We start from the raw sequence: 19,374 nt of genomic DNA, 5'->3' as shown, positions 1-19,374 counted from the left end.
CGCCCTAAACGAACGTAGGTGGCCGCTCAAACGAAAAGCGCCGCCGAGCCTGGGCCCGGCGGCGCTTCCCGAAAAAATCCCGAAGGGTCTTACTTCAGGTGGTTCGACAGGTGCTTGTTCATTTCGAACATGGACACCTTGTCCTTGCCGCCGAACACCTTCTTCAGCTTGTCGTCCGCCAGGATCTCGCGCTTGTTCGCGGGGTTCTGGAGATTGTTCTTCTTGATGTGTTCCCACACCTTCGAAACGACGGCGCTGCGCGCGATCGGGGCCGAGCCCACGATGGCGGCGAGATCGGCCGACGGTTGAACGGGCTTGCTGAGCGCGTTGTTGGCGCGCGGCGCTTTCTTCTTACCGGGTTCCAGCATTGATTCCCTCCCTTGGAGACCCCCTGATTGGGTCAAGCGAACGCAAAAGAAAACAGCTTTCCTCTCGTAAATGGATGCTTATCCACAGAGAAGCGCGTCAGTGTGACGCGAAAGCCACTTATGCCGCTTCTTCTGAGGCGGTCGAGACCAGCTTTGTCAACGGCCGCGGCGACGATTCGATGACCGGAAGTGGCTCGACTTCCTTGGCGCCCGACACCTCCAGCGCCTCGAAGCGCTTGGCCTGGCTCATCACCTGGCTCTCCAGACTGCCGACGAAGCTGTTGTAGGCGCCGTTGGCAAGCTCCAGGTTGCGGCCGAGCCGGGCGACATGGCCGCCCATCGTCGCCAGCCGCGAATGAAGTTCCTTGCCGAGCGCGGCGATCTCCGCCGCCTGCTCCGCCAGTTTCTCCTGCCGCCATACCGATGCGACGGTGCGGGCGATCGCCACAAGATTGGTCGGCGTCGCCAGCAGCACCTTGCGCTCGAATGCCCAATCCCACAGCCCGTCATCCTGCTCGAGCGCGGCGGTCAGGAAATGCTCGCCCGGGATGTACATCACGACATAGTCGGCCGCTTCGTCGAACTGCGCCCAATAGGCTTTGGAGCCGAGCTGCTGGGCGTGGTTGCGGATCGATCCCGCATGGGCCTTCAGGTGCGACTTGCGAGCTTCCTCGTCGACCTGCTCGCTGGCGTCGAGATAGGCGTTCAGCGAGCATTTGGCGTCGATGATCAGCTTGCGGCCGCCCGGCAGGTTGACGATCACGTCGGGCCGCAGCCGCCCCTCGTCGGTGCCGACCGAGACTTCCATCTCGAAGTCGATCCCTTCGGCAAGCCCGGCCTGCAGCAGCACATTCTTGAGGCTCTGCTCGCCCCACCGACCGCGCGCCTTCGGGCTGGAGCGCAGCGCATTGACCAGCCGCGCCGTCTCTTCCTTCACCTGCGTATGGCCGGCGTGGAGCAGCTCTACGGCCTTTTGAAGGGCGGAATAGCTCCCTACCCGCTCCTTCTCGACCAGGCTCAGATTGTCCTCATAGCGCTTCAGAGTCGCCTCGACCGGCTGCAACAGCGCCTTCAGCTTCGCTTCGTTGGTTTCGCCGGCCTGGGTGAAGCGCGCATCGGCGCGTTCGAGGAACTGCCGCTGCGCCTCACCGAGCAATTTCGCGCCGATCTCGTGAAATTGCGCGGTCAGCGTTTCCTTCGCCGCGAGCATTTCCTGCATCCGTGCGTCGAAATTGCGGGCGTCGGCCTGGAGCTCGACGATCTTGCGCAAAGCCTCGTCGCGCTCGCCGGTTACCCCGGTCAGCGTCATTCGCAGCAGCTCGGCTTGTTTCGCCTGTTCCTCTGCCGCCGCGCCCCGCGTCTCCGCCGCCCGCAGCTGGCCAGTCAGCCGCATCGCATAGAACAGCACGGCCCCGGCGACGACAATCGCCAGAGCAGTGACAAGAATCAGCGGGTCCACGTCATTCCCCTCCCGGAACAGAGAGGGAACCTAGCGGGGCTCAGGCGCTCCCACAACCGGCATTCGCACGAAAACGGATCAAGCCGCCTTCTGGCGGGCCTTCATCAGCTTCTTCAGCACCATCTCGCGCTTCAGACGCGACAGGTGATCGATGAAGAGAATGCCTTCCAGATGATCCATTTCATGCTGAAGGCAGACGGCGAGCAGGCCGTCGAGCTGTTCCTCGCGCACCGTGCCGTCGCGGTCCTGCCAGCGGGCGCGGATCACCGCCGGGCGTTCGACATCGGCATATTGATCCGGGACCGACAGACAGCCTTCGCTGTAGACCTGCAGCTCGTCCGACGTGCTCAGGATTTCCGGGTTGATGAAGACGCGCGGTTCCTTGACCGGCTTGCCTTCCTCGTCCTGTTCTTCCTGCAGGTCGATCACCAGCAGCCGCTTCGGCACGCCGACCTGGATCGCGGCGAGACCGATGCCCGGCGCCGCGTACATCGTCTCGAACATGTCGTCGATCAGCCGGTTCAGCTCGGCGTCGACCACCTCGACGGGCGTGGAAATCTGACGCAGCCGCGGGTCCGGCGTCTCGATGATCGGAAGAAGGGCCATGCGAATGAAATTAGGCGCGCAGTCGCCCGACGTAAAGACCTAGAGCGCAAGCGGAAGCGGCGGCTGGAGTTCGGCCTCTTCCCGCTCGCCAAGCCCCGACAGCGTCAGGCCGAGCAACCTGACGCCCTGCTCCGGCGGCAGCAATGCAGACAGCAGCGCCCAGCCTTCGTTGCCGAAGCCGGTGCGACTCTCGAACGCACTGGGCAGCGTGCGTGCTCGGGTGATCGTGCGGAAATCGGCGTAGCGGAGCTTCAACGTCAGCGTGCGGCCGCGCGCGCCGTGCCGCTCGATGCGCGCCCATGCGGCGTCGGCGACGCGCTCCAGCGCTTCCCGCAGCTCGGCCGCCGCTTTCAGATCGGTATCGAACGTTCGTTCCGCCCCGACCGATTTGAGCGGCCGGTCGGGACGGACCGGCCGCTGGTCCTCGCCTCTTGCGGCGCCGTACAGATAGTCGGCACTGCTGCGGAAATGCTGCTGGAGGAAGGCGAGATCGCAGGCGCGCAGGTCCGCGCCGGTGCGGATGCCCAGCCGCTCCATCTTCGCGGCCGTGACCGGCCCGACGCCGTGAAAGCGGCTGACCGGCAGGCTCGCGACGAACTCCGGGCCCTTGTGCGGCGGGATCACGCAAAGGCCGTCGGGCTTGTTCTGGTCCGAGGCGAGCTTTGCGATGAATTTGTTGTACGAAACCCCGGCCGAGGCCGTGAGGCCGGTATCTGCGCGGATGCGGGCGCGGATTTCCGCCGCCGTCGCGCGCGCGGAGCCGAGTTCGAGCCGGTCCTCGCTCACGTCCAGATAGGCTTCGTCGAGCGACAGCGGCTCGACCAGGTCGGTATAGTCGAGCAGGATCGCGCGGATTTGGTTCGACACCGCACGATAGACGTCGAAGCGCGGCCACACGAACACCAGCTCCGGGCAGCGCCTGAGCGCCGTCGAAGAGGGCATCGCCGATCGCACGCCGAACCGCCGCGCCTCATAGCTCGCCGCCGCGACCACGCCCCGCGCTTGCGCGCTCCCGACCGCCACCGGCCGTCCCCTCAGCGCCGGGTCGTCCCGCTGCTCGACCGACGCGTAGAAGGCGTCCATGTCGATATGGATGATCTTGCGGGACGGCTGCATAAGACTGTCTGAGCTCTAGCATACCGGCCGTTCCTTTCGAGCGAAGTCGAGAAACGATGAGCTTGGAGCGTGCGCTTCTCGACTTCTCGAAGCGAACGGAACTAAGCCGCCTATCTCACTCCACCGTGACGCTCTTCGCCAGATTGCGCGGCTGGTCGACGTCGGTCCCTTTTGCCACGGCCACATGGTAGGCGAGCAATTGCACCGGCACCGCGTAGATCAAAGGCGCGATCAGCGGGTGGACTTTGGGCATCTCGATCGTCGCGAGCGCGCCTTCGCCGGCCTGGGCCAGGCCTTCGGCGTCCGAGATCAGCACGACCTTGCCGCCGCGCGCCTGGACTTCCTGCATGTTCGAAACGGTCTTTTCGAACAACGGGCCTGAGGGCGCGATCACGATCACCGGCACGCTTTCGTCGATCAGCGCGATCGGGCCGTGCTTCATTTCGCCCGCGGCATAGCCTTCGGCGTGGATATAGCTGATTTCCTTCAGCTTGAGGGCTCCCTCCAGCGCGAGCGGATAGTCGGGGCCGCGGCCGAGATAGAGCACGTCGCGCGCGCCCGCGATGGTATGCGCCATGCCTTCGATCTCGGCATCGTGGGCCAGTGCGGCGTTCATTGCTGCCGGCACTTCGGTCAGGTGACGGACGAGCTCCGCCTCTTCCGCCGCATCGAGCCGGCCTTTCGCGCGGGCGAGGTTGGCCGACAGCGCCGCCATCACCGCGAGCTGGCAGGTGAAGGCCTTGGTCGAGGCGACGCCGATTTCCGGCCCGGCATGGGTCGGCAGCAGCAGGTCGACTTCGCGTGCCATCGACGAGGTCGGCACGTTGATGATGCCGGCGGTCGTCACGCCGCAGGCCTTCATATGGCGCAGGGCCGCGAGCGTGTCGGCGGTCTCGCCCGATTGCGAGATCACCAGGCCGAGCGTGTTCGGGCCCAGCACGGGCTCGCGGTAGCGGAACTCCGACGCGACATCGACCTCGACCGGAACGCGGGCGAGTTGCTCGATCCAGTATTTGCCGATCGCGCCGACATAGGAGGCGGTGCCGCAGGCGACGATCGCGACCCGCTCGACCGAACCCAGATCGAACTCCATGTCCGGCAGCGCCACCCGCGCCTCCAGAGTGCGGAGATACGAGCTGAGCGTCTGGGCGACCACGACCGGCTGCTCATAGATCTCCTTCTGCATGAAGTGGCGGTGATTGCCCTTGTCGATCAGCGCACCGGTGATGCCGGAGACTGTGATCGGCCGATCTGCGGCATTGTTGTCCTTGTCGAAAATCTGCACGCCTGAGCGGCGAACGACGGCCCAGTCGCCTTCGTCCAGGTAGGCGATGCGCTGCGTCAGCGGCGCCAGCGCAATCGCGTCCGAGCCGAGATAATTCTCGCCCTCGCCGTAACCGACCACCAGCGGCGCGCCGAGCCGGGCGCCGATGATCAGGTCGGGGTCGCTCCTGAACATGATCGCGAGCGCAAAGGCGCCGTGGAGCCGCGGCAGCACCGCCTTGACCGCGTCTTCGGGCGACGCGCCGCGTTCGACCTCGCGCGCCACCAGATGACCGACGACCTCGGTGTCGGTCTGGCTCTTGAACGTGCGTCCCTCCGCGATCAGTTCATCGCGGAGCGGCTTGAAATTCTCGATGATGCCGTTGTGGACCAGCACCACGTCGCCGACGATATGCGGGTGCGCGTTGTCCTCGGTCGGCGCGCCATGCGTTGCCCAGCGGGTGTGGGCGATGCCGCTGTGTCCCGGCAGATGCTCCTGACCCAGCTTGCGCGCGAGGTTGCCCAGCTTCCCCTCGGCACGCTGGCGCTCGATCCGACCGTCATGAACGGTCGCGACGCCCGCGGAATCATAGCCGCGATATTCGAGCCGCCGCAGCCCTTCGACGAGCCGCTCCGCCACGTCGTCCGTGCCGAGGATACCGATGATGCCGCACATTGAAGATAGCTTTCGTTACAGAGTGTAAGGGACGCGGATACCCGGCATGTTGGCCGGAAAATCCTTGGTGTTGCGCGTGACCAAAATGCGCCCGCGCTCCTGCGCTGACGCCAGGATGATAGCATCAGGCGATTTGAGTCCGGGCCGGGCACGGCGGAGGCGCGCAGCCCTCTCCGCAATATTCTCATCCAGCTCATCGATGTCGAATGCGCTCAAAAAGTCGAGCGTATCCCGGATCATCAGATCGCTGCCTTTCGACAGCACTTCGATCCAAACCATTCTGCTGATCCAGTGACGTTCCCGTGATTCGCGGCGCAATTCGTCTAGGGCGGGCCTGAAGCCGCCTAGCGCGTCGATGATGATGTTCGCGTCGAAGCTATATCCGCTCACCGGCTAGGCTCGTCGCCGGGGCCGCCCCGCTGTCGCAGGAGTCGAAGATAGTGGGCGCGCTCGCGGTCGTCATCTTCCGTGAACATCTCCGGCGATTCGGCGCGCACCTCTTCGTAATCATCGTCCCAAGGCCTCGTCCACTCGGCGCGGCGCTTCCGCTCATATTCGTGCGGGTCCTCCTGGATGCCGTGACGAGCCCAGAGCCCGAATCCGGCTCTCAACGCAGCAAGCCTGCGCGTTTGATCGTCGCCGTCCTCGGCCCGATAGGCTTCGACCGCTTCGCGAACCAACGCCGTCCGCGATTTGCCGCTTTCCGCCGCCTTCTGGTCCAACCAGCGGATATCGTCTTCAGGGATATCGACTAATGTGCGCATGATATCGTGATATCACATCATGATATCATCTTCAACCACTCTTCCGAGCTCGCATGACGGCGCGGAATCGCGCGGCCCAACCCGGCTTGGCTTCCTGCTCGCCTCGGGCGACGGCCAGAGCCTGTGATTCCACGTCCGACGTAATGACTGAACCCGCACCAACAATCGCCCCCGCGCCGATCGTCACCGGCGCGACCAGCGCGCTGTTCGAGCCGATGAAGGCGCCTTCCCCGATCTCGGTGCGGTATTTGAAGAAGCCGTCGTAATTGCAGGTGATCGTGCCCGCGCCGACATTCGCGCCGGCGCCGATTTCCGCATCGCCCAGATAGGTCAGGTGATTGGCTTTGGCGCCTTCGCCGAGCCTCGCCTTCTTCACCTCGACGAAGTTTCCGACCTTCGACTTGCGGCCGAGCTCCGCGCCGGGGCGCAGCCGGGCAAAGGGGCCGACTTCCGCGCCCGAGGCCACAGAGGCGCCCTCCAGGTGACTGAAGCCGTGGATGACGACACCATCCTCGACGGTCACGCCGGGGCCGAACCAGACGTTCGGCTCGACGGTCACGTCGCGGCCCAGTTTCGTGTCGTACGAGAACCAGACCGTCTCCGGCTCGATCAGCGTCGCGCCGTCGGCCATTGCCCGGGCGCGGCGGCGCTGCTGCCAGGCGCGTTCCTGTTCCGCCAGCTCGGCGCGGCTGTTGATGCCGGCGACTTCGTCGGCACCGGTCTCGATCACTGCCGACGGGCGGCCGTCTGCGTCGGCGAGCATGACAATGTCGGGCAGGTAATATTCGCCCGCCGCATTGTCGTTCGTGACTCGCGCGAGCAGTGCGAACAGGTCGCGCGAACCGGCCGCCATCAGTCCCGAATTGCACAGCGTCACCGCGCGCTCCTCGGCGGACGCGTCCTTGTATTCGACCATCTTGCGAATGCGGCCGCTGGCATCGGCGACGACGCGGCCATAGGCGGCGGGATCGGCCGGCCGGAAACCGAGGACAACCGCCGCTGGATCGTCGTCCCCGTGCAGCCGCTCGACCAGACCACGCATCGTCGCGGCGCTGACGAACGGCACATCGCCGTAGAGGATCAGCACGTCGCCATCGAAGCCCGCCAGCGCAGCTTCCGCCTGCTGCACGGCATGGCCGGTGCCAAGCTGCGGGTCCTGCACGACAAGGTCGATGCCGCGCCCGACCAGCGCCTTCTCCAGCTGCTCGCGGCCGCTGCCGACCACCACGACGGTGCGCTCGGGCGCCAGCGCCTCCAGGCTTGCCAGCAGATGCATCAGCATCGGCCGGCCGGCGATCGGATGCAGCACCTTGTGCAGGCCGGATTTCATGCGCGTGCCCTTACCGGCGGCAAGGACGATGGCGGCGAGAGAGCGCTGGGTCACGCCGGCGCGCTTGCCACGGGCGCCCCGCACGGGGCAAGGCCCGGCATATGGCGCGCGCATTCGACATTGTCGGCTTCGACCTGGACGGGACCCTGCTCGACACCAGCGCGAGCTTGACGCGCGCCGTCAACTACGCGCTCGCGCAGGCAAACCGCCCGCCGCTTCACATCGACGAGGTGCGGCCGATGATCGGCGGCGGCGCCAAGCGGACGCTCGAACAGGGCCTGGAGCGATCGGGCGGCTACGATCCCGAGGACATGAAGCGGCTCTACCCGCTCCTGCTCGATTTCTACCGCGACAACATTTCCGATGGGTCGGTGCCCTATGCCGGCCTGCTCGATGCGCTTGACCGGCTGCAGGCCGACGGCGTCCGTCTCACGATCGTCACAAACAAATTCGAAAGTTTCGCACTGAAGCTGCTGGACGAAACCGGCCTGCTCGGCCGCTTCGCCGTAGTGATCGGAGGCGACACGATGGGCAAGGGCAACGCAAAGCCGAGTGCGATGCCGATTCGCGAAATGATCGTGCGCGCGGGCGGCGGGTCGGCCGTGTTCCTTGGCGATTCGATCTACGACATGCTGGCTGCCAGGAACGCGGGCATCCCAAGCATCGCGGTCAGCTTCGGGTTCCTGGCCGGCCCGGTCGAGGAGCTCGCAGCGGATGCGGTGATCGATCGCTACGACGAGTTGATCCCCACGCTCGCAACGCTGGCAGCGCGGAGCTGATAAGCGTGCGACGCGCCGTCGCGATCCTTGTTCTGGCGGCCGGGACCGCCTTTGCGGCGCTCGCCGGAGCGCCGGCCGCTGCCGTCGCGGTCGCGGCGCTCACCGCGCTGGCGATCCTCCTCCTGCTGTGGCGGCCACTCGCCGGGCATGAACCCGTGGCTTCCTCCGGCGAACAGGGCATTGCCGACGTCTCAGCACCGATCGAGGCGATTTCCGATCCCGTCCTGATCGTGGGCGGCACCCGTATCCGGCAGGCGAATGAGGCCGCGCGCAAGCTGTTCGGCGAACATGTCGTGGGCGAGGACGTGCGCGTCGCGATCCGGCATCCAGCTGCCACCGACCGGCTGACCGGACGTCCGGCGCTTGCGGATTCTAGCCCGATCGAGCTGGCGGGCATCGGCGGCCGCGACAATCGCTGGCAGATGCATGTCGCCGATCTGCCCGGCGACCGCGCACTCGTCCATCTCGTCGATCGCAGCGAAGGCCATGCCGCCGAGCGGATGCGCGTCGACTTCGTTGCCAATGCCAGTCATGAGCTCCGCACCCCGCTGGCCGCGATCCTCGGCTATGTCGAAACGCTCGACGGCGACGCCGCGATCGGCGATCCGGCGACGCGCAAGCGGTTCCTGCGCATCATCCATGACGAGGCGTGGCGGATGCAGCGGCTGGTCGAAGATCTGATGTCGCTGTCGCGGATCGAGGCGGAGAAGTTTCGCGCGCCCGAAACTGCCGTCGACCTCGCAGCGCTGATCAGGGAAGTGCACGCGGTGATCCGCGACGCCGCCGACCCGCGCAGCCGCGACGTGGCCTGCGAGGTCGAAGAGGATTTGCCGCTGGTCGCCGGCGATCGTGCGCAGCTTTCGCAGCTCCTTCACAATCTGGTCGGCAACGCGATGAAATATGGACGGCCCGGAACGCCGGTCATGATCCGCGCGGGGCGCGGCCCTGGTTCGATGATCCGCCTGTCTGTCGAGGACAAGGGCGAAGGCATCGCGCCCGAACATCTGCCGCGGCTGACCGAACGCTTCTACCGCGTCGCGCCCAGCCGCAGCCGTTCCCTGGGGGGCACCGGCCTGGGGCTGGCCATCGTAAAGCACATTGTCGAGCGCCACCGCGGCCGCCTCGATATCCGTTCCACGCCTGGCGAGGGCACGATCGTGAACGCGTTGCTGCCGTCAGCGCCATTGTCATCAAACCGCAACGCGCCTGTAACAGGAGCAGCGTGACAACCAGCAAAGGCGTCACGGTGACCGAGCATACTCTGAAGGCATTCGACGAAGAGATTGTCGAGCTGCGCGGCCTGATTTCCGAAATGGGCGGGCGCGCCGAATCGGCGATCGAGCGCGCGATCGATGCATTGTCGCACCGCGATCTGGATATCGCCGATACGGTCGTCGCAGATGACAAGAGGATCGACGAGCTTGAGCTCGCGGTCGAGCGCCTCGCGGTGCAGATCATGACGCTGCGCGCGCCGATGGCGGACGACCTGCGCGAGACGGTGGCGGCGCTGAAGATCGCCGGCGTTATCGAGCGGATCGGCGACTACGCGAAAAACATCGCCAAACGCGTGCCGCAAATCTCCCAGTCGTCGAAGATCGATGCGTTCGCCGTCATGCCCGCGATGGCGCAGCTTGCGAGCGACATGCTTCACGACGTGCTCGACGCCTTCGCCGCTCGCGACTGGCAGGCGGCACTCGATGTGGCGGATCGCGACCGCGGCGTCGACGAGTTCTACAACAGCATCTTCCGCACGTTGCTGACCTTCATGATGGAGAACCCGGCCACGATCGGCGAGGCGGCGCACTTGCTGTTCATCGCGAAGAACCTGGAACGGATCGGCGACCACGCCACCAATGTCGCTGAAATGGTCTATTTCGCCGCGCGCGGGGAACACATGCCCGAGCGCGAGCGTGGCGGGGACGCCGCGTGAGCGCGTCACGCGGAAAGCTGCTGCTGGTCGAGGACGATGTTGCGCTCGCGGAGCTTCTCGTCTGGCATTTCACGCGCGAGAATTTCGAGGTACGCCAGACCGCCGATGGAGAGGAAGCGCTGCTACTGGCGCAGGAAAGCCCGCCCGACCTGGTGCTGCTCGACTGGATGATCGAAGGGCTGTCGGGGCTGGAGGTGTGCCGCCGTCTGCGTCGCATGGACGGCACGCAGAACGTGCCGATCATCATGCTGACAGCGCGCGGCGAGGAAGAGGACCGCGTCCGCGGCCTGGAAACCGGCGCCGACGATTATGTCACCAAGCCTTTTTCTCCGCGCGAATTGGTCGCCCGGGTCGGCGCGGTCTTGCGGCGCGTGCGGCCGGCGCTTGCGGGCGAGCAGCTCAGCTATGCCGATCTCGAAATGGACACGGTCGCGCACAAGGTGCGGCGCGGCGGCACGCCGGTTCCTCTGGGGCCGACCGAATTCCGGCTGCTGCGCCATTTCCTGGAGCACCCCGGCCGGGTCTTTTCGCGCGAGCGGCTGCTCGACGCGGTCTGGGGCCATGACGCCGAGATCGAGCTGCGGACCGTCGACGTCCACATCCGGCGGCTTCGCCAGGCGATCAACGCCGGGGGGCGCGCCGATATCATCCGGACTGTCCGCAGCGCCGGCTATGCGCTGGACGCCGAGGGAAAGCTCTGATCTATTTCTCCGGGATGCGCGGTCTGGGGGGAATTGTGGGAGCGATCGCGGCCGAGATGGCCGCGGAGCGCGATCGTGGCCGCGTCGCCGACTATATTCCGGCCCTGGCTCGCGTCAGTCCGAACCAATTCGGCATGGCGGTGGTGACGGCGGACGGGTCGATGCACGCCGCGGGCGATGCCGAAACGTCATTTTCGATCCAGAGCGTGTCCAAGGTCTTCGCGCTGACGCTTGCCCTCGACCGCATCGGCGAAGCGCTCTGGCAGCGCGTCGGGCGCGAGCCCTCCGGCTCCGCGTTCAACTCGATCGTGCAGCTGGAAAGCGAGCGCGGCATCCCCCGCAATCCCTTCATCAACGCCGGCGCGATCGCCGTCAGCGATGCGCTGCTGGCCGGCCATGATGCGCGCGAGACGATCGGCGACATCCTGCGATTCGTCCGTGTCCTGGCCGAGGACGACCGCGTCGAGATCGACAGCGAGGTCGCCCATTCGGAAGCCGGTACCGGATTCCGCAATTTCGCACTCGCCAATTACATGAAGGCGTTCGGCAATCTCGACAACGCGGTCGAGGATGCCTGCAAGGTCTATTTTCACCAATGCGCGCTGACGATGAGCTGCTGCCAGCTCGCCAGGGCCGGGCGCTACCTGATGATGCATGGGATCCATCCCGGCACCGGCCAGCCGGTCATTTCGCCCGAACGCGCACGCCGAATCAACGCGCTGATGCTGACCTGCGGGCATTATGACGGCTCGGGCGAATTCGCCTTCCGCGTCGGCATTCCGGGCAAGTCGGGCGTCGGCGGCGGCATTCTCGCGATCGTCCCCGGCAAGGCGTCGATCGCGGTCTGGTCCCCGGGACTGAACGAGCGCGGCAACTCGAAGCTCGGCAGCCTTGCGCTCGAGCGCCTCGCCGAGCGGACGGGGTGGAGCGTGTTTACGGCCTGATGGACTACGCCCACCAAATGCACTAAATGGCCATTAGTCCATTGTATGGAGATCGGCCATGCTGACGGCACATGCCAAAGTCATTGATGGGGGCAGACTGGTACTACCGGCCGAAATTCGGCGTGCTATGAAGCTGGAAAAGGGAGACTCGGTCGTTCTGGAACTCGATGGCGACGAGTTGCGCGTCCGAACCATGGAGGCTGTCGTCCGGCGCATCCAGGAGAAGCTCCGCCCGTACAAGACAGACAAGTCGATCGTCGAGGAGTTGATCGAGGAACGTCGACGCGAGGCGAAGTTGGAGGACGAGGGCCGTTGAGCTTGTTTGTCCTCGATGCATCCGCCTTGCTGGCGTTGTTTCTGGAGGAACCTGGGGCGGATCGAGTTCTGTCAGCGCTTCGACAATGCGAGATCAGCAGCGTCAACGCGGCTGAAGTCGGGGCGCGGCTGTCAGATAGAGGCTACGACCTCGACGAGCTATACTCCGACCTCAGAGAAATGGGGCTCGCCATCACCGCGTTCGACGCCGGTCAAGCCGAAGCAAGCTCGCGGCTGCGGTCGGTCACGAAAGCTCTTGGCCTTTCTTTGGGAGATCGGGCCTGCCTGGCGCTTGCTCTATGCCGCAGCGCCAAAGTCCTCACGGCCGACCGCGCCTGGATGTCTCTCAGCCTCGAAACTGAGATCCAGCTTATCCGCTAGTAGGCTCGCGCCACCGCGAAGGCGACGGCTTCGGTCAGGGCGCTCTTGGCGGCGCCGGCGCCGAAGCCCCCAAGCGCGTCGATCGCACGCTGGCCGTAATGGCGGGCGCGCTCGATCGTATCGTCGATCGCGCCGGTCGAGCGAAGCAGGCCGGTCGCATGCGCCAGATCGGCATCCGAGATCCGATGCCCCATCATCGCCTCGCGCCAGAAAGCCTTGTCGGCAGCCGATCCGCGCGCATGTGCGAGGATCACCGGCAGCGTCACCTTGCCGTCGCGAAAATCGTCGCCGACGCCCTTCCCCATCGTCGCTTCGTCGGACGAATAGTCGATCGCGTCGTCGATCAGCTGGAAGGCGATGCCCAGGTTACGGCCGTAGGCGTCGAGCGCCAGTTCCTCCGCATCGGGCCGCTCGGCCACGACGGCGGCGATGCGGCAGGCAGCCGCGAACAGGGCGGCGGTCTTCGCGCCGATGATGTCGAGATAGCGCTCCTCGCTCGTCCCGACCTGGCGCTGGGCGGTCAGCTGGTTCACCTCCCCTTCCGCGATCACGGCCGAGGCGTTGGAGAGGATGCGGAGCACTTTCAGGCTGCCGTCCTCGACCATCAGCTCGAACGAGCGGCTGAACAGGAAGTCGCCGACCAGCACGCTCGCCGGATTGCCCCAGATGATGTTCGCGGTGCGGCGGCCGCGACGCAGGTCCGAACCGTCGACGACGTCGTCATGGAGCAGCGTCGCGGTATGGATGAACTCGACCGCAGCCGCGAGCTTGTGATGGCGCGTGCCCGGATAATCGAGCAGCCGGGCGCAGGCGAGCGTCAGCATCGGCCGCATCCGCTTGCCGCCCCCAGCGATCAGATGCCCCGCCAGCTCCGGAATAAGCGGCACGTCCGACTGCATGCGTTCCAGAATGACGCTGTTCACCGCGTTCAGGTCGTGCGCGACCAGGCGCAGCATCGGATCGAGCGAAGGCGCCGGTCCGGCGTCGATACGGTGAAGAGTGGCGCTCATGCGCGCGCCATGTGGCGCGGTAATCCGTTGCTTGCAAGCATCGCTTCGGCATGGAAACGATGCGCGCGCAAAGGAGACCGCATGACCGACGACCAGCTGACACGTTATCGCGAAAGCATCGACAACATCGATGCGGCGCTTGTCTTCATGCTGGCCGAGCGGTTCAAGATCACTCAGGCCGTAGGAACCTACAAGGCGGCGCAGGGGCTTCCTCCGGCCGATCCCGGCCGCGAGGACCGGCAGATCGCGCGCCTGCGCCGCCTCGCCGCCGACGCGCACCTGGATCCCGAATTCTCCGAAAAATTCCTGCGCTTCATCATCGACGAGGTGATCCGCCACCACGAGAAGCTGCAGGGCTGACCCCCGAATTCCGAAGGTCCGGCGGCTTCGGCCAAACGAAAAAGCCCGGCGAGTTTCCCCGCCGGGCCCGGTTCGTGGGTTCTGCCTGGCTTAGCTGCGGCGCGCGCCGAACAGCTGGAGCAGGAACATGAACATGTTCACGAAGTCGAGGTAGAGCTGCAGCGCACCCATCACCACCGCCTTGCCGGCGAAATCGGTGCCCGACACGTACGAATACATGCTCTTGATCCGCTGCGTGTCATAGGCGGTCAGGCCCGCGAACAGCAGCACGCCGATCGCGCTGATGGCGAATGCCATCGCGCTCGACTGCAGGAAGATGTTGATCACCATCGCGACCAGAATGCCGACAACGCCCATGATCAGGAACGTGCCCAGACCCGACAGGTCGCGCTTGGTCGTGTAGCCGTAGAGGCTGAGACCGGCGAAGGCGGCCGCGGTCGCGAAGAAGGTCTGCGCGATCGAGGTGCCGGTGAAGACCAGGAAGATGGACGCCATCGACAGGCCCATCACGCCCGCATAGAGCCAGAACAGCGTCTTCAGCGTGCCTTCCGAAATGCGGTTGATGCCGAAGCTCATCACCATCACGAAAGCGAGCGGCGCGAGCATCACCAGCCAGCGCAGCGGGCTCGACAGCACCGGCACGATGAAGCTGGAGGACGCGAACAGCAGCGCGACGATGCCGGTCAGCAGCACGCCCGATGCCATGTAGTTGTAGACGGACAGCATGTAGCTCCGCAGGCCGGCATCATAGTCGGCGCGGGCTCCGACCGACGACGGCGCCGAAACGGTCGCGCGGGGGTCAGTCCAGTTTGCCATCGAAATCATTCTCCTTTGCCCGGCCTGATGCCGGATAGGCCGAATATCGTTACATCCAGAGTGCGTTTCAAGCAAAACCGGTCATGGCGACACTTTGTTACAAAACGCCTTAAGGAGAGACGGTGCACCGCCTGTTCGTCGCGATTCGTCCCCCCGCCGTCATTCGCGGCGACTTGCTGGGCCTGATGGAAGGCGTGCGCGGCGCACGCTGGCAGGATGACGAGCAGCTGCACCTGACGCTCCGCTTCGTCGGCGAGGTCGATGCGCGTGTCGCAGAGGACGTGGCCGCCGCGCTCGGCACCCTGCGCCAGCCGCCCTTCGCCGTCGCGATCGACGGCGTTGGCCAATTCGGCAGCCGCGGCCGGGCGAACGCGCTCTGGGCCGGCGTCCGTCGGCACGACGCGCTTGCCCATCTGCACCGCAAGGTGGACCAGGCGCTCGTCCGCGCCGGGCTCGAGCCGGAGCGACGCGCCTATCTGCCGCATATCACCCTCGCCCGTTTCGGCCGCGAAAGTGGCGGTCTCGACGCGTTCCTCGCCCGCCACGCCGGATTGCGCAGCGATCCGTTCGAGGTGACAGGCTTTGCACTATATGAGAGCCGGCTGGGCCACGAAGGCGCGACATACACGATCGTCGAACGTTACCCTCTCGTCGCTTGATCCGTTCATTTTGACGGGACGCGCCGCGGAGCTTTTGCTAGCAGCGCCTTATGGCCGTCAGTACCGCTTCCTCCGCGCGCGAAATCCTGACCAGACTTCACGACGTGATGGCGTCGCGCGCCAACGCGCAGAGCAAGCTCAATCAGGTCGTCGGCATCGTCGGCGAGGCGATGTCGAGCGAGGTCTGCTCGATCTACCTGCTCCGCGACGGCGTGCTGGAGCTGTTTGCAACCCGCGGCCTGAAGCAGGAAGCGGTTCACGTCACCAAGCTCGCGCTGAGCGAAGGGCTGGTCGGCAGCATCGCCGAACGGGTGGAGATGCTGAACCTGGACGAAGCGGCCGCGCATCCCGATTTTGCCTACAAGCCGGAAACGGGCGAGGAGCGCTTTCACAGCTTTGCCGGCGTGCCGATCATCCGCCGCGAGCGCGCGGTCGGCGTGCTGTGCGTCCAGCATACCGAGCCGCGGCGCTACGAGGATGTCGAGATCGAGGCGCTGCAGACGGTGGCGATGGTGCTGTCGGAACTGATCGCCAATGCCGGGCTGATCGACGGCCCGACCGCCCAGACCAAGCTGGCATCGACCGCGCCGCTGCGGCTCGGCGGCCAGAAACTGGTCGACGGCATGGCGCGAGGCATCGCCGTCTACCACCAGCCCCGCGTCACGATCGAGCATACCGTCGCCGAGGATATCGAGGCAGAGCGGCGGCGCGTCTATTCGGCCTTCACCAAGATGCGCGAGCAGATCGATACGATGGCGGCGCAGGCGGAATTCGGGATGGGGGGCGAGCATGAGGAAGTGCTCGAGACCTACAAGATGTTCGCCTATGACGAAGGCTGGTCGCGGCGGATCAACGAGGCGATCGACAGCGGCCTGACCGCAGAGGCGGCGATCGAGCGCGTGCAGCAGCGCACGCGGATGCGGATGCGGCAGATCGACGACCCGCTGCTCGCCGACCGCATGCACGATCTGGAGGATCTCTCCAATCGCCTGATCCGCATCGTCTCGGGCCAGCTCGGCACCGCGGCGCAGATGGGCCTGAGGCAGGATGCGATCCTGATCGCGCGGAACCTGGGGCCGGCCGAGTTGCTCGAATACGACCGCCGGCGGCTGAAGGGCGTGATCCTGGAAGAAGGGTCGCTCACGGCGCATGTGATCATCGTCGCGCGCGCGATGGGCGTGCCGGTGCTCGGGCGCGTGCGCGACGTGCGCCGGCTGATCGGCGAAGGCGACCATCTGCTGCTCGATGCCGGCCAGAGCGCCGTCTATGTGCGCCCCAGCCCTTCGATGGAGGAAGCGTTCGAGGCGAAATTGTCCTCGAGCGCCAAGCGCCGCGCCGCCTATGCCGCGCTTCGGGGTCTCCCGCCCGTCACCAAGGACGGCCAGCGCATCACGGTGATGGTCAATGCCGGGCTGCGCGACGATGCCGCTGCGCTGGACCTGACCGGCGCCGACGGCATCGGCCTGTTCCGGACCGAATTCCAGTTCCTCGTTTCCGCTACCTTGCCGCAGCGCGAGCGGCAGCAGCGATTGTACCGCGACGTGCTCGACGCCGCGCGCGACCGGCCGGTGGTGTTTCGCACCGTCGACATCGGCGGCGACAAGGCGCTTCCTTATATGCGCGCGGAGGAGCTCAGCGAGGAGAACCCGGCAATGGGCTGGCGCGCGCTGCGCGTCGCCCTCGAACGCGACGGGCTGATGAAAGCGCAGGCGCGCGCGCTGCTGGAAGCCGCGGCGGGGCGGACGCTGAGCGTGATGTTCCCGATGGTGTCCGAACCTTGGGAGTTCGACGCGGCGAAGAAGATTTTTGACGCGCAGCGCGCCTGGATCGCCTCCCGACATCGGCCGCTCCCTGCGCAGATCCGCTACGGCGCGATGCTGGAAGTGCCGGCGCTCGCGGAATCGCTCGATCTGCTGCTGCCCCGGCTCGATTTTCTTTCGATCGGCACCAACGACCTCACTCAATTCCTGTTCGCGGCCGACCGCGCGCATCCGAAGCTGGCCGAGCGATACGATTGGCTGAGCCCCGCGATCCTGCGCTTCCTGCGCCGCGTCTCCCTCCCCGCGCACGAGCGCGGCATCCCGGTGACCGTCTGTGGCGAGATGGGCGGACGCACGCTGGAAGCGATGGCGTTGCTGGGCCTGGGCATCGACCGGCTGTCGATCACGCCGATCGCCGTCGGGCCGATCAAGGCGATGGTGCGCTCGCTCGATCTCGGCAAGCTGAGGGCGGAGATGGACGGGTGGCTGGTGCAGCCGCCAATAAGCCTGCGCGAGACGCTGCTGGGTTGGGCCAATGCGCATGGCGTCGAACTTGCCTGAGTTGACAATGCGATCCGGCTCCTGTGACAAGCCTGCAAAAAGGGGCGCGCGATGACGACTGAATCCGAGCCGACCGACGGCGCAACCGCGGGCACCCAGCTTCGCGAAGCTCGCGAGGCCGCGGGGATGAGCCTTGCGGACGTGGCCGCAAAGACGCGCATCCCGCAGCGCCACCTCGAGGCGATCGAGCACGACGATTTCGATGCGCTGCCTTCGATGACGTATGCGGTCGGCTTTGCGCGAGCCTATGCGCGGTCCGTCGGCGGCGACGAGGTCGCGGTGGCGGCCATGGTGCGCAGCCAGCTCGAACAGGGCGGCCGGGCGCGGATGGAATATCAGGCGTTCGAGCCGGCCGACCCGGCCCGCGTGCCGCCGCGCACGCTGGCGTGGACGGCGGCAATCATCGCGCTGCTGATCATCGGCGGCTATGTCCTGTGGCGCGGTGTCTTACGCGACGGCAGCTCCGTGTCTCCGGTCGCCAGTGCATCGCCTTCCCCCGCTGCGGTTCGGCGCGCCGCTGCTCCGGTGCCGGTGCAGACGCCCGGCAATGGCCCGGTCGTGCTGACTGCCACCGACACCGTCTGGATCCGCATCAGCGACGCCACGGGCAAGCGGCTGTTCGAAAAGCAGATGGCGATCGGCGAAAGCTATACCGTCCCGCCCGATGCGAACGGCCCGACGATCCTCACCGGCCGGCCCAACGCGCTTCGGGTGACGATCGGCGGAATCGAGGTGCCGCCGCTCGGCGAACCGGAAAAGACGATCAAGGATGTCGGCGTCAGCGCGGAAGCGTTGCGCGCGCGCGCTCCCTCGCCCGCACCGACGCCCTCGCCCTCGGTCAGCCCAGGTTCAGCACCGCCGCGCTAGAAAGCGGCATGCGCAAAATCCTGATTATCGCAGCGGCCCTGATCGCCGCCGCCCCTGCGCTCGCCCAGACCGACAAGGCCGAGCCGCAGGCCAGCATCCCCTTCGTCAACCATGGCGGCGTCCGCGACTTCGACGTGGTCGACAACGATACGCTCTATATCGAGGACCAGCACCGGCATTGGTATCGCGCCGAGTTGATGGGCTACTGCCCTGACCTCGGCTTTGCCCGGGCGATCGGCTTCGAGACTCGCGGGCCCGACACGCTCGACCGCTTCAGCACGCTGATCGTGCGTGGGCAGCGTTGCCCGGTCAAGAGCCTGGTCGAAAGCGGACCGCCGCCGAAGAAAGCGAAGAAGCACTCCTAAACCGGTTGGTGGTCCGTCGAAGGGGCGCTAAGCGCCCTCGGTGCATGGCTGGATCATCCTCGACAAGCCTCTGGGCCTCGGCTCGACCCAGGCAGTGAGCGCGGTCAAGCGCGCGCTGCGAACCGGCGGCTATCCGAAGCTGAAGGTCGGCCATGGCGGCACGCTCGACCCATTGGCGAGCGGCGTGCTGCCGGTGGCGATCGGCGAGGCGACCAAACTCGCCGGCCGCCTGCTCGACAGCGACAAGGTGTACGAATTCACGATCCGCTTCGGCGAGGAAACCGACACGCTGGATGCCGAAGGCAAGATCATTGCCCGGTCCGATGCACGGCCGAGCGCCAATC

General features: G+C 66.0%; 22 protein-coding genes and 1 pseudogene. 13 read left to right on the top strand and 10 right to left on the bottom strand.

Features of this window, described 5'->3' with window-relative positions; translation table 11 throughout:
- Positions 1–89: 89 nt before the first annotated feature.
- From VFT73_RS02445 to glmU, 8 genes are all read right to left on the bottom strand, one after another.
- A complete protein-coding gene (locus VFT73_RS02445) occupies positions 90–368 on the bottom strand; it encodes an SWIB/MDM2 domain-containing protein (protein ID WP_326408552.1) in 279 nt (92 codons plus the stop codon).
- Positions 369–486: 118 nt separating this feature from the next.
- Positions 487–1,827 carry a DNA recombination protein RmuC gene (locus VFT73_RS02440; RefSeq protein WP_326408551.1) on the bottom strand — a complete coding sequence of 447 codons (1,341 nt, stop codon included), beginning with the start codon at positions 1,825–1,827 and terminating at the stop codon, positions 487–489.
- Between the two features lie 78 nt (positions 1,828–1,905).
- On the bottom strand, positions 1,906–2,433 hold the full coding sequence (gene def, locus VFT73_RS02435; RefSeq protein ID WP_326408550.1) for a peptide deformylase: 528 nt from the start codon (positions 2,431–2,433) through the stop codon (positions 1,906–1,908).
- A gap of 39 nt (positions 2,434–2,472) precedes the next feature.
- Complete coding sequence (gene dinB, locus VFT73_RS02430; RefSeq protein WP_326408549.1) at positions 2,473–3,549, bottom strand: DNA polymerase IV; 1,077 nt, start codon at positions 3,547–3,549, stop codon at positions 2,473–2,475.
- Between the two features lie 115 nt (positions 3,550–3,664).
- A complete protein-coding gene (gene glmS / locus VFT73_RS02425) occupies positions 3,665–5,488 on the bottom strand; it encodes a glutamine--fructose-6-phosphate transaminase (isomerizing) (protein WP_326408548.1) in 1,824 nt (607 codons plus the stop codon).
- Between the two features lie 15 nt (positions 5,489–5,503).
- Positions 5,504–5,878 carry a PIN domain-containing protein gene (locus tag VFT73_RS02420; RefSeq protein ID WP_326408547.1) on the bottom strand — a complete coding sequence of 125 codons (375 nt, stop codon included), beginning with the start codon at positions 5,876–5,878 and terminating at the stop codon, positions 5,504–5,506.
- On the bottom strand, positions 5,875–6,252 hold the full coding sequence (locus VFT73_RS02415; RefSeq protein ID WP_326408546.1) for a ribbon-helix-helix protein, CopG family: 378 nt from the start codon (positions 6,250–6,252) through the stop codon (positions 5,875–5,877). Before VFT73_RS02415 ends, VFT73_RS02420 begins: the two co-directional genes overlap by 4 nt.
- A gap of 31 nt (positions 6,253–6,283) precedes the next feature.
- Positions 6,284–7,636: a bifunctional UDP-N-acetylglucosamine diphosphorylase/glucosamine-1-phosphate N-acetyltransferase GlmU gene (gene glmU, locus VFT73_RS02410; protein ID WP_326408545.1), complete on the bottom strand. Its 1,353-nt coding sequence runs from the start codon at positions 7,634–7,636 to the stop codon at positions 6,284–6,286.
- Between the two features lie 47 nt (positions 7,637–7,683).
- On the opposite strand from glmU, the gene VFT73_RS02405 reads away from it, so the two are divergent.
- The 7 genes from VFT73_RS02405 to VFT73_RS02375 are packed head-to-tail and all read left to right on the top strand — an operon-like array spanning position 7,684 to position 12,632.
- On the top strand, positions 7,684–8,361 hold the full coding sequence (locus VFT73_RS02405) for an HAD-IA family hydrolase (RefSeq protein ID WP_326408544.1): 678 nt from the start codon (positions 7,684–7,686) through the stop codon (positions 8,359–8,361).
- A 5-nt stretch (positions 8,362–8,366) separates the two neighbouring features.
- Complete coding sequence (locus VFT73_RS02400) at positions 8,367–9,587, top strand: ATP-binding protein (protein WP_326408543.1); 1,221 nt, start codon at positions 8,367–8,369, stop codon at positions 9,585–9,587.
- 20 nt (positions 9,588–9,607) lie between these two features.
- Entirely contained in the window at positions 9,608–10,291 is a 684-nt protein-coding gene (phoU, locus tag VFT73_RS02395; RefSeq protein ID WP_326408553.1) for a phosphate signaling complex protein PhoU, read from the top strand.
- Positions 10,288–10,992, top strand: coding sequence for a phosphate regulon transcriptional regulator PhoB (gene phoB / locus VFT73_RS02390; protein ID WP_326408542.1), 705 nt, complete (start codon positions 10,288–10,290; stop codon positions 10,990–10,992). Before phoU ends, phoB begins: the two co-directional genes overlap by 4 nt.
- Before the next feature lie 14 nt (positions 10,993–11,006).
- Positions 11,007–11,936 carry a glutaminase gene (locus tag VFT73_RS02385; protein WP_326408541.1) on the top strand — a complete coding sequence of 310 codons (930 nt, stop codon included), beginning with the start codon at positions 11,007–11,009 and terminating at the stop codon, positions 11,934–11,936.
- A 58-nt stretch (positions 11,937–11,994) separates the two neighbouring features.
- Entirely contained in the window at positions 11,995–12,252 is a 258-nt protein-coding gene (locus VFT73_RS02380) for an AbrB/MazE/SpoVT family DNA-binding domain-containing protein (protein WP_326408540.1), read from the top strand.
- Entirely contained in the window at positions 12,249–12,632 is a 384-nt protein-coding gene (locus tag VFT73_RS02375; RefSeq protein ID WP_326408539.1) for a type II toxin-antitoxin system VapC family toxin, read from the top strand. The genes VFT73_RS02380 and VFT73_RS02375 overlap by 4 nt, the downstream gene beginning before the upstream one ends.
- On the opposite strand, the gene VFT73_RS02370 is transcribed toward VFT73_RS02375, so the two are convergent.
- Positions 12,629–13,642: a polyprenyl synthetase family protein gene (locus VFT73_RS02370; RefSeq protein WP_326408538.1), complete on the bottom strand. Its 1,014-nt coding sequence runs from the start codon at positions 13,640–13,642 to the stop codon at positions 12,629–12,631. The two genes, VFT73_RS02375 and VFT73_RS02370, sit on opposite strands and share 4 nt — an antisense overlap.
- Positions 13,643–13,723: 81 nt before the next feature.
- Between VFT73_RS02370 and VFT73_RS02365 the strand changes: the two genes are divergently transcribed.
- Entirely contained in the window at positions 13,724–14,002 is a 279-nt protein-coding gene (locus VFT73_RS02365) for a chorismate mutase (RefSeq protein ID WP_326408537.1), read from the top strand.
- A gap of 90 nt (positions 14,003–14,092) precedes the next feature.
- On the opposite strand, the gene VFT73_RS02360 is transcribed toward VFT73_RS02365, so the two are convergent.
- Entirely contained in the window at positions 14,093–14,818 is a 726-nt protein-coding gene (locus VFT73_RS02360; RefSeq protein ID WP_326408536.1) for a Bax inhibitor-1/YccA family protein, read from the bottom strand.
- A 122-nt stretch (positions 14,819–14,940) separates the two neighbouring features.
- On the opposite strand from VFT73_RS02360, the gene thpR reads away from it, so the two are divergent.
- The 5 genes and pseudogenes from thpR to VFT73_RS02335 all read left to right on the top strand — a co-directional run.
- A complete protein-coding gene (gene thpR / locus VFT73_RS02355) occupies positions 14,941–15,477 on the top strand; it encodes an RNA 2',3'-cyclic phosphodiesterase (RefSeq protein ID WP_326408535.1) in 537 nt (178 codons plus the stop codon).
- 50 nt (positions 15,478–15,527) lie between these two features.
- Positions 15,528–17,798, top strand: coding sequence for a phosphoenolpyruvate--protein phosphotransferase (ptsP, locus tag VFT73_RS02350; RefSeq protein WP_326408534.1), 2,271 nt, complete (start codon positions 15,528–15,530; stop codon positions 17,796–17,798).
- A 51-nt stretch (positions 17,799–17,849) separates the two neighbouring features.
- Positions 17,850–18,665, top strand: coding sequence for a helix-turn-helix domain-containing protein (locus VFT73_RS02345; RefSeq protein ID WP_326408533.1), 816 nt, complete (start codon positions 17,850–17,852; stop codon positions 18,663–18,665).
- A gap of 8 nt (positions 18,666–18,673) precedes the next feature.
- Positions 18,674–19,030, top strand: coding sequence for a DUF6491 family protein (locus VFT73_RS02340; RefSeq protein WP_326408532.1), 357 nt, complete (start codon positions 18,674–18,676; stop codon positions 19,028–19,030).
- A 40-nt stretch (positions 19,031–19,070) separates the two neighbouring features.
- Positions 19,071–19,374: pseudogene (locus VFT73_RS02335) on the top strand (tRNA pseudouridine(55) synthase TruB); the annotation flags it as partial.

Source organism: Sphingomonas sp., assembly GCF_035758555.1.
In the GTDB taxonomy this organism is placed as follows: domain Bacteria; phylum Pseudomonadota; class Alphaproteobacteria; order Sphingomonadales; family Sphingomonadaceae; genus Sphingomonas_B.
This window is presented reverse-complemented; position numbering and strand designations above follow the sequence as displayed.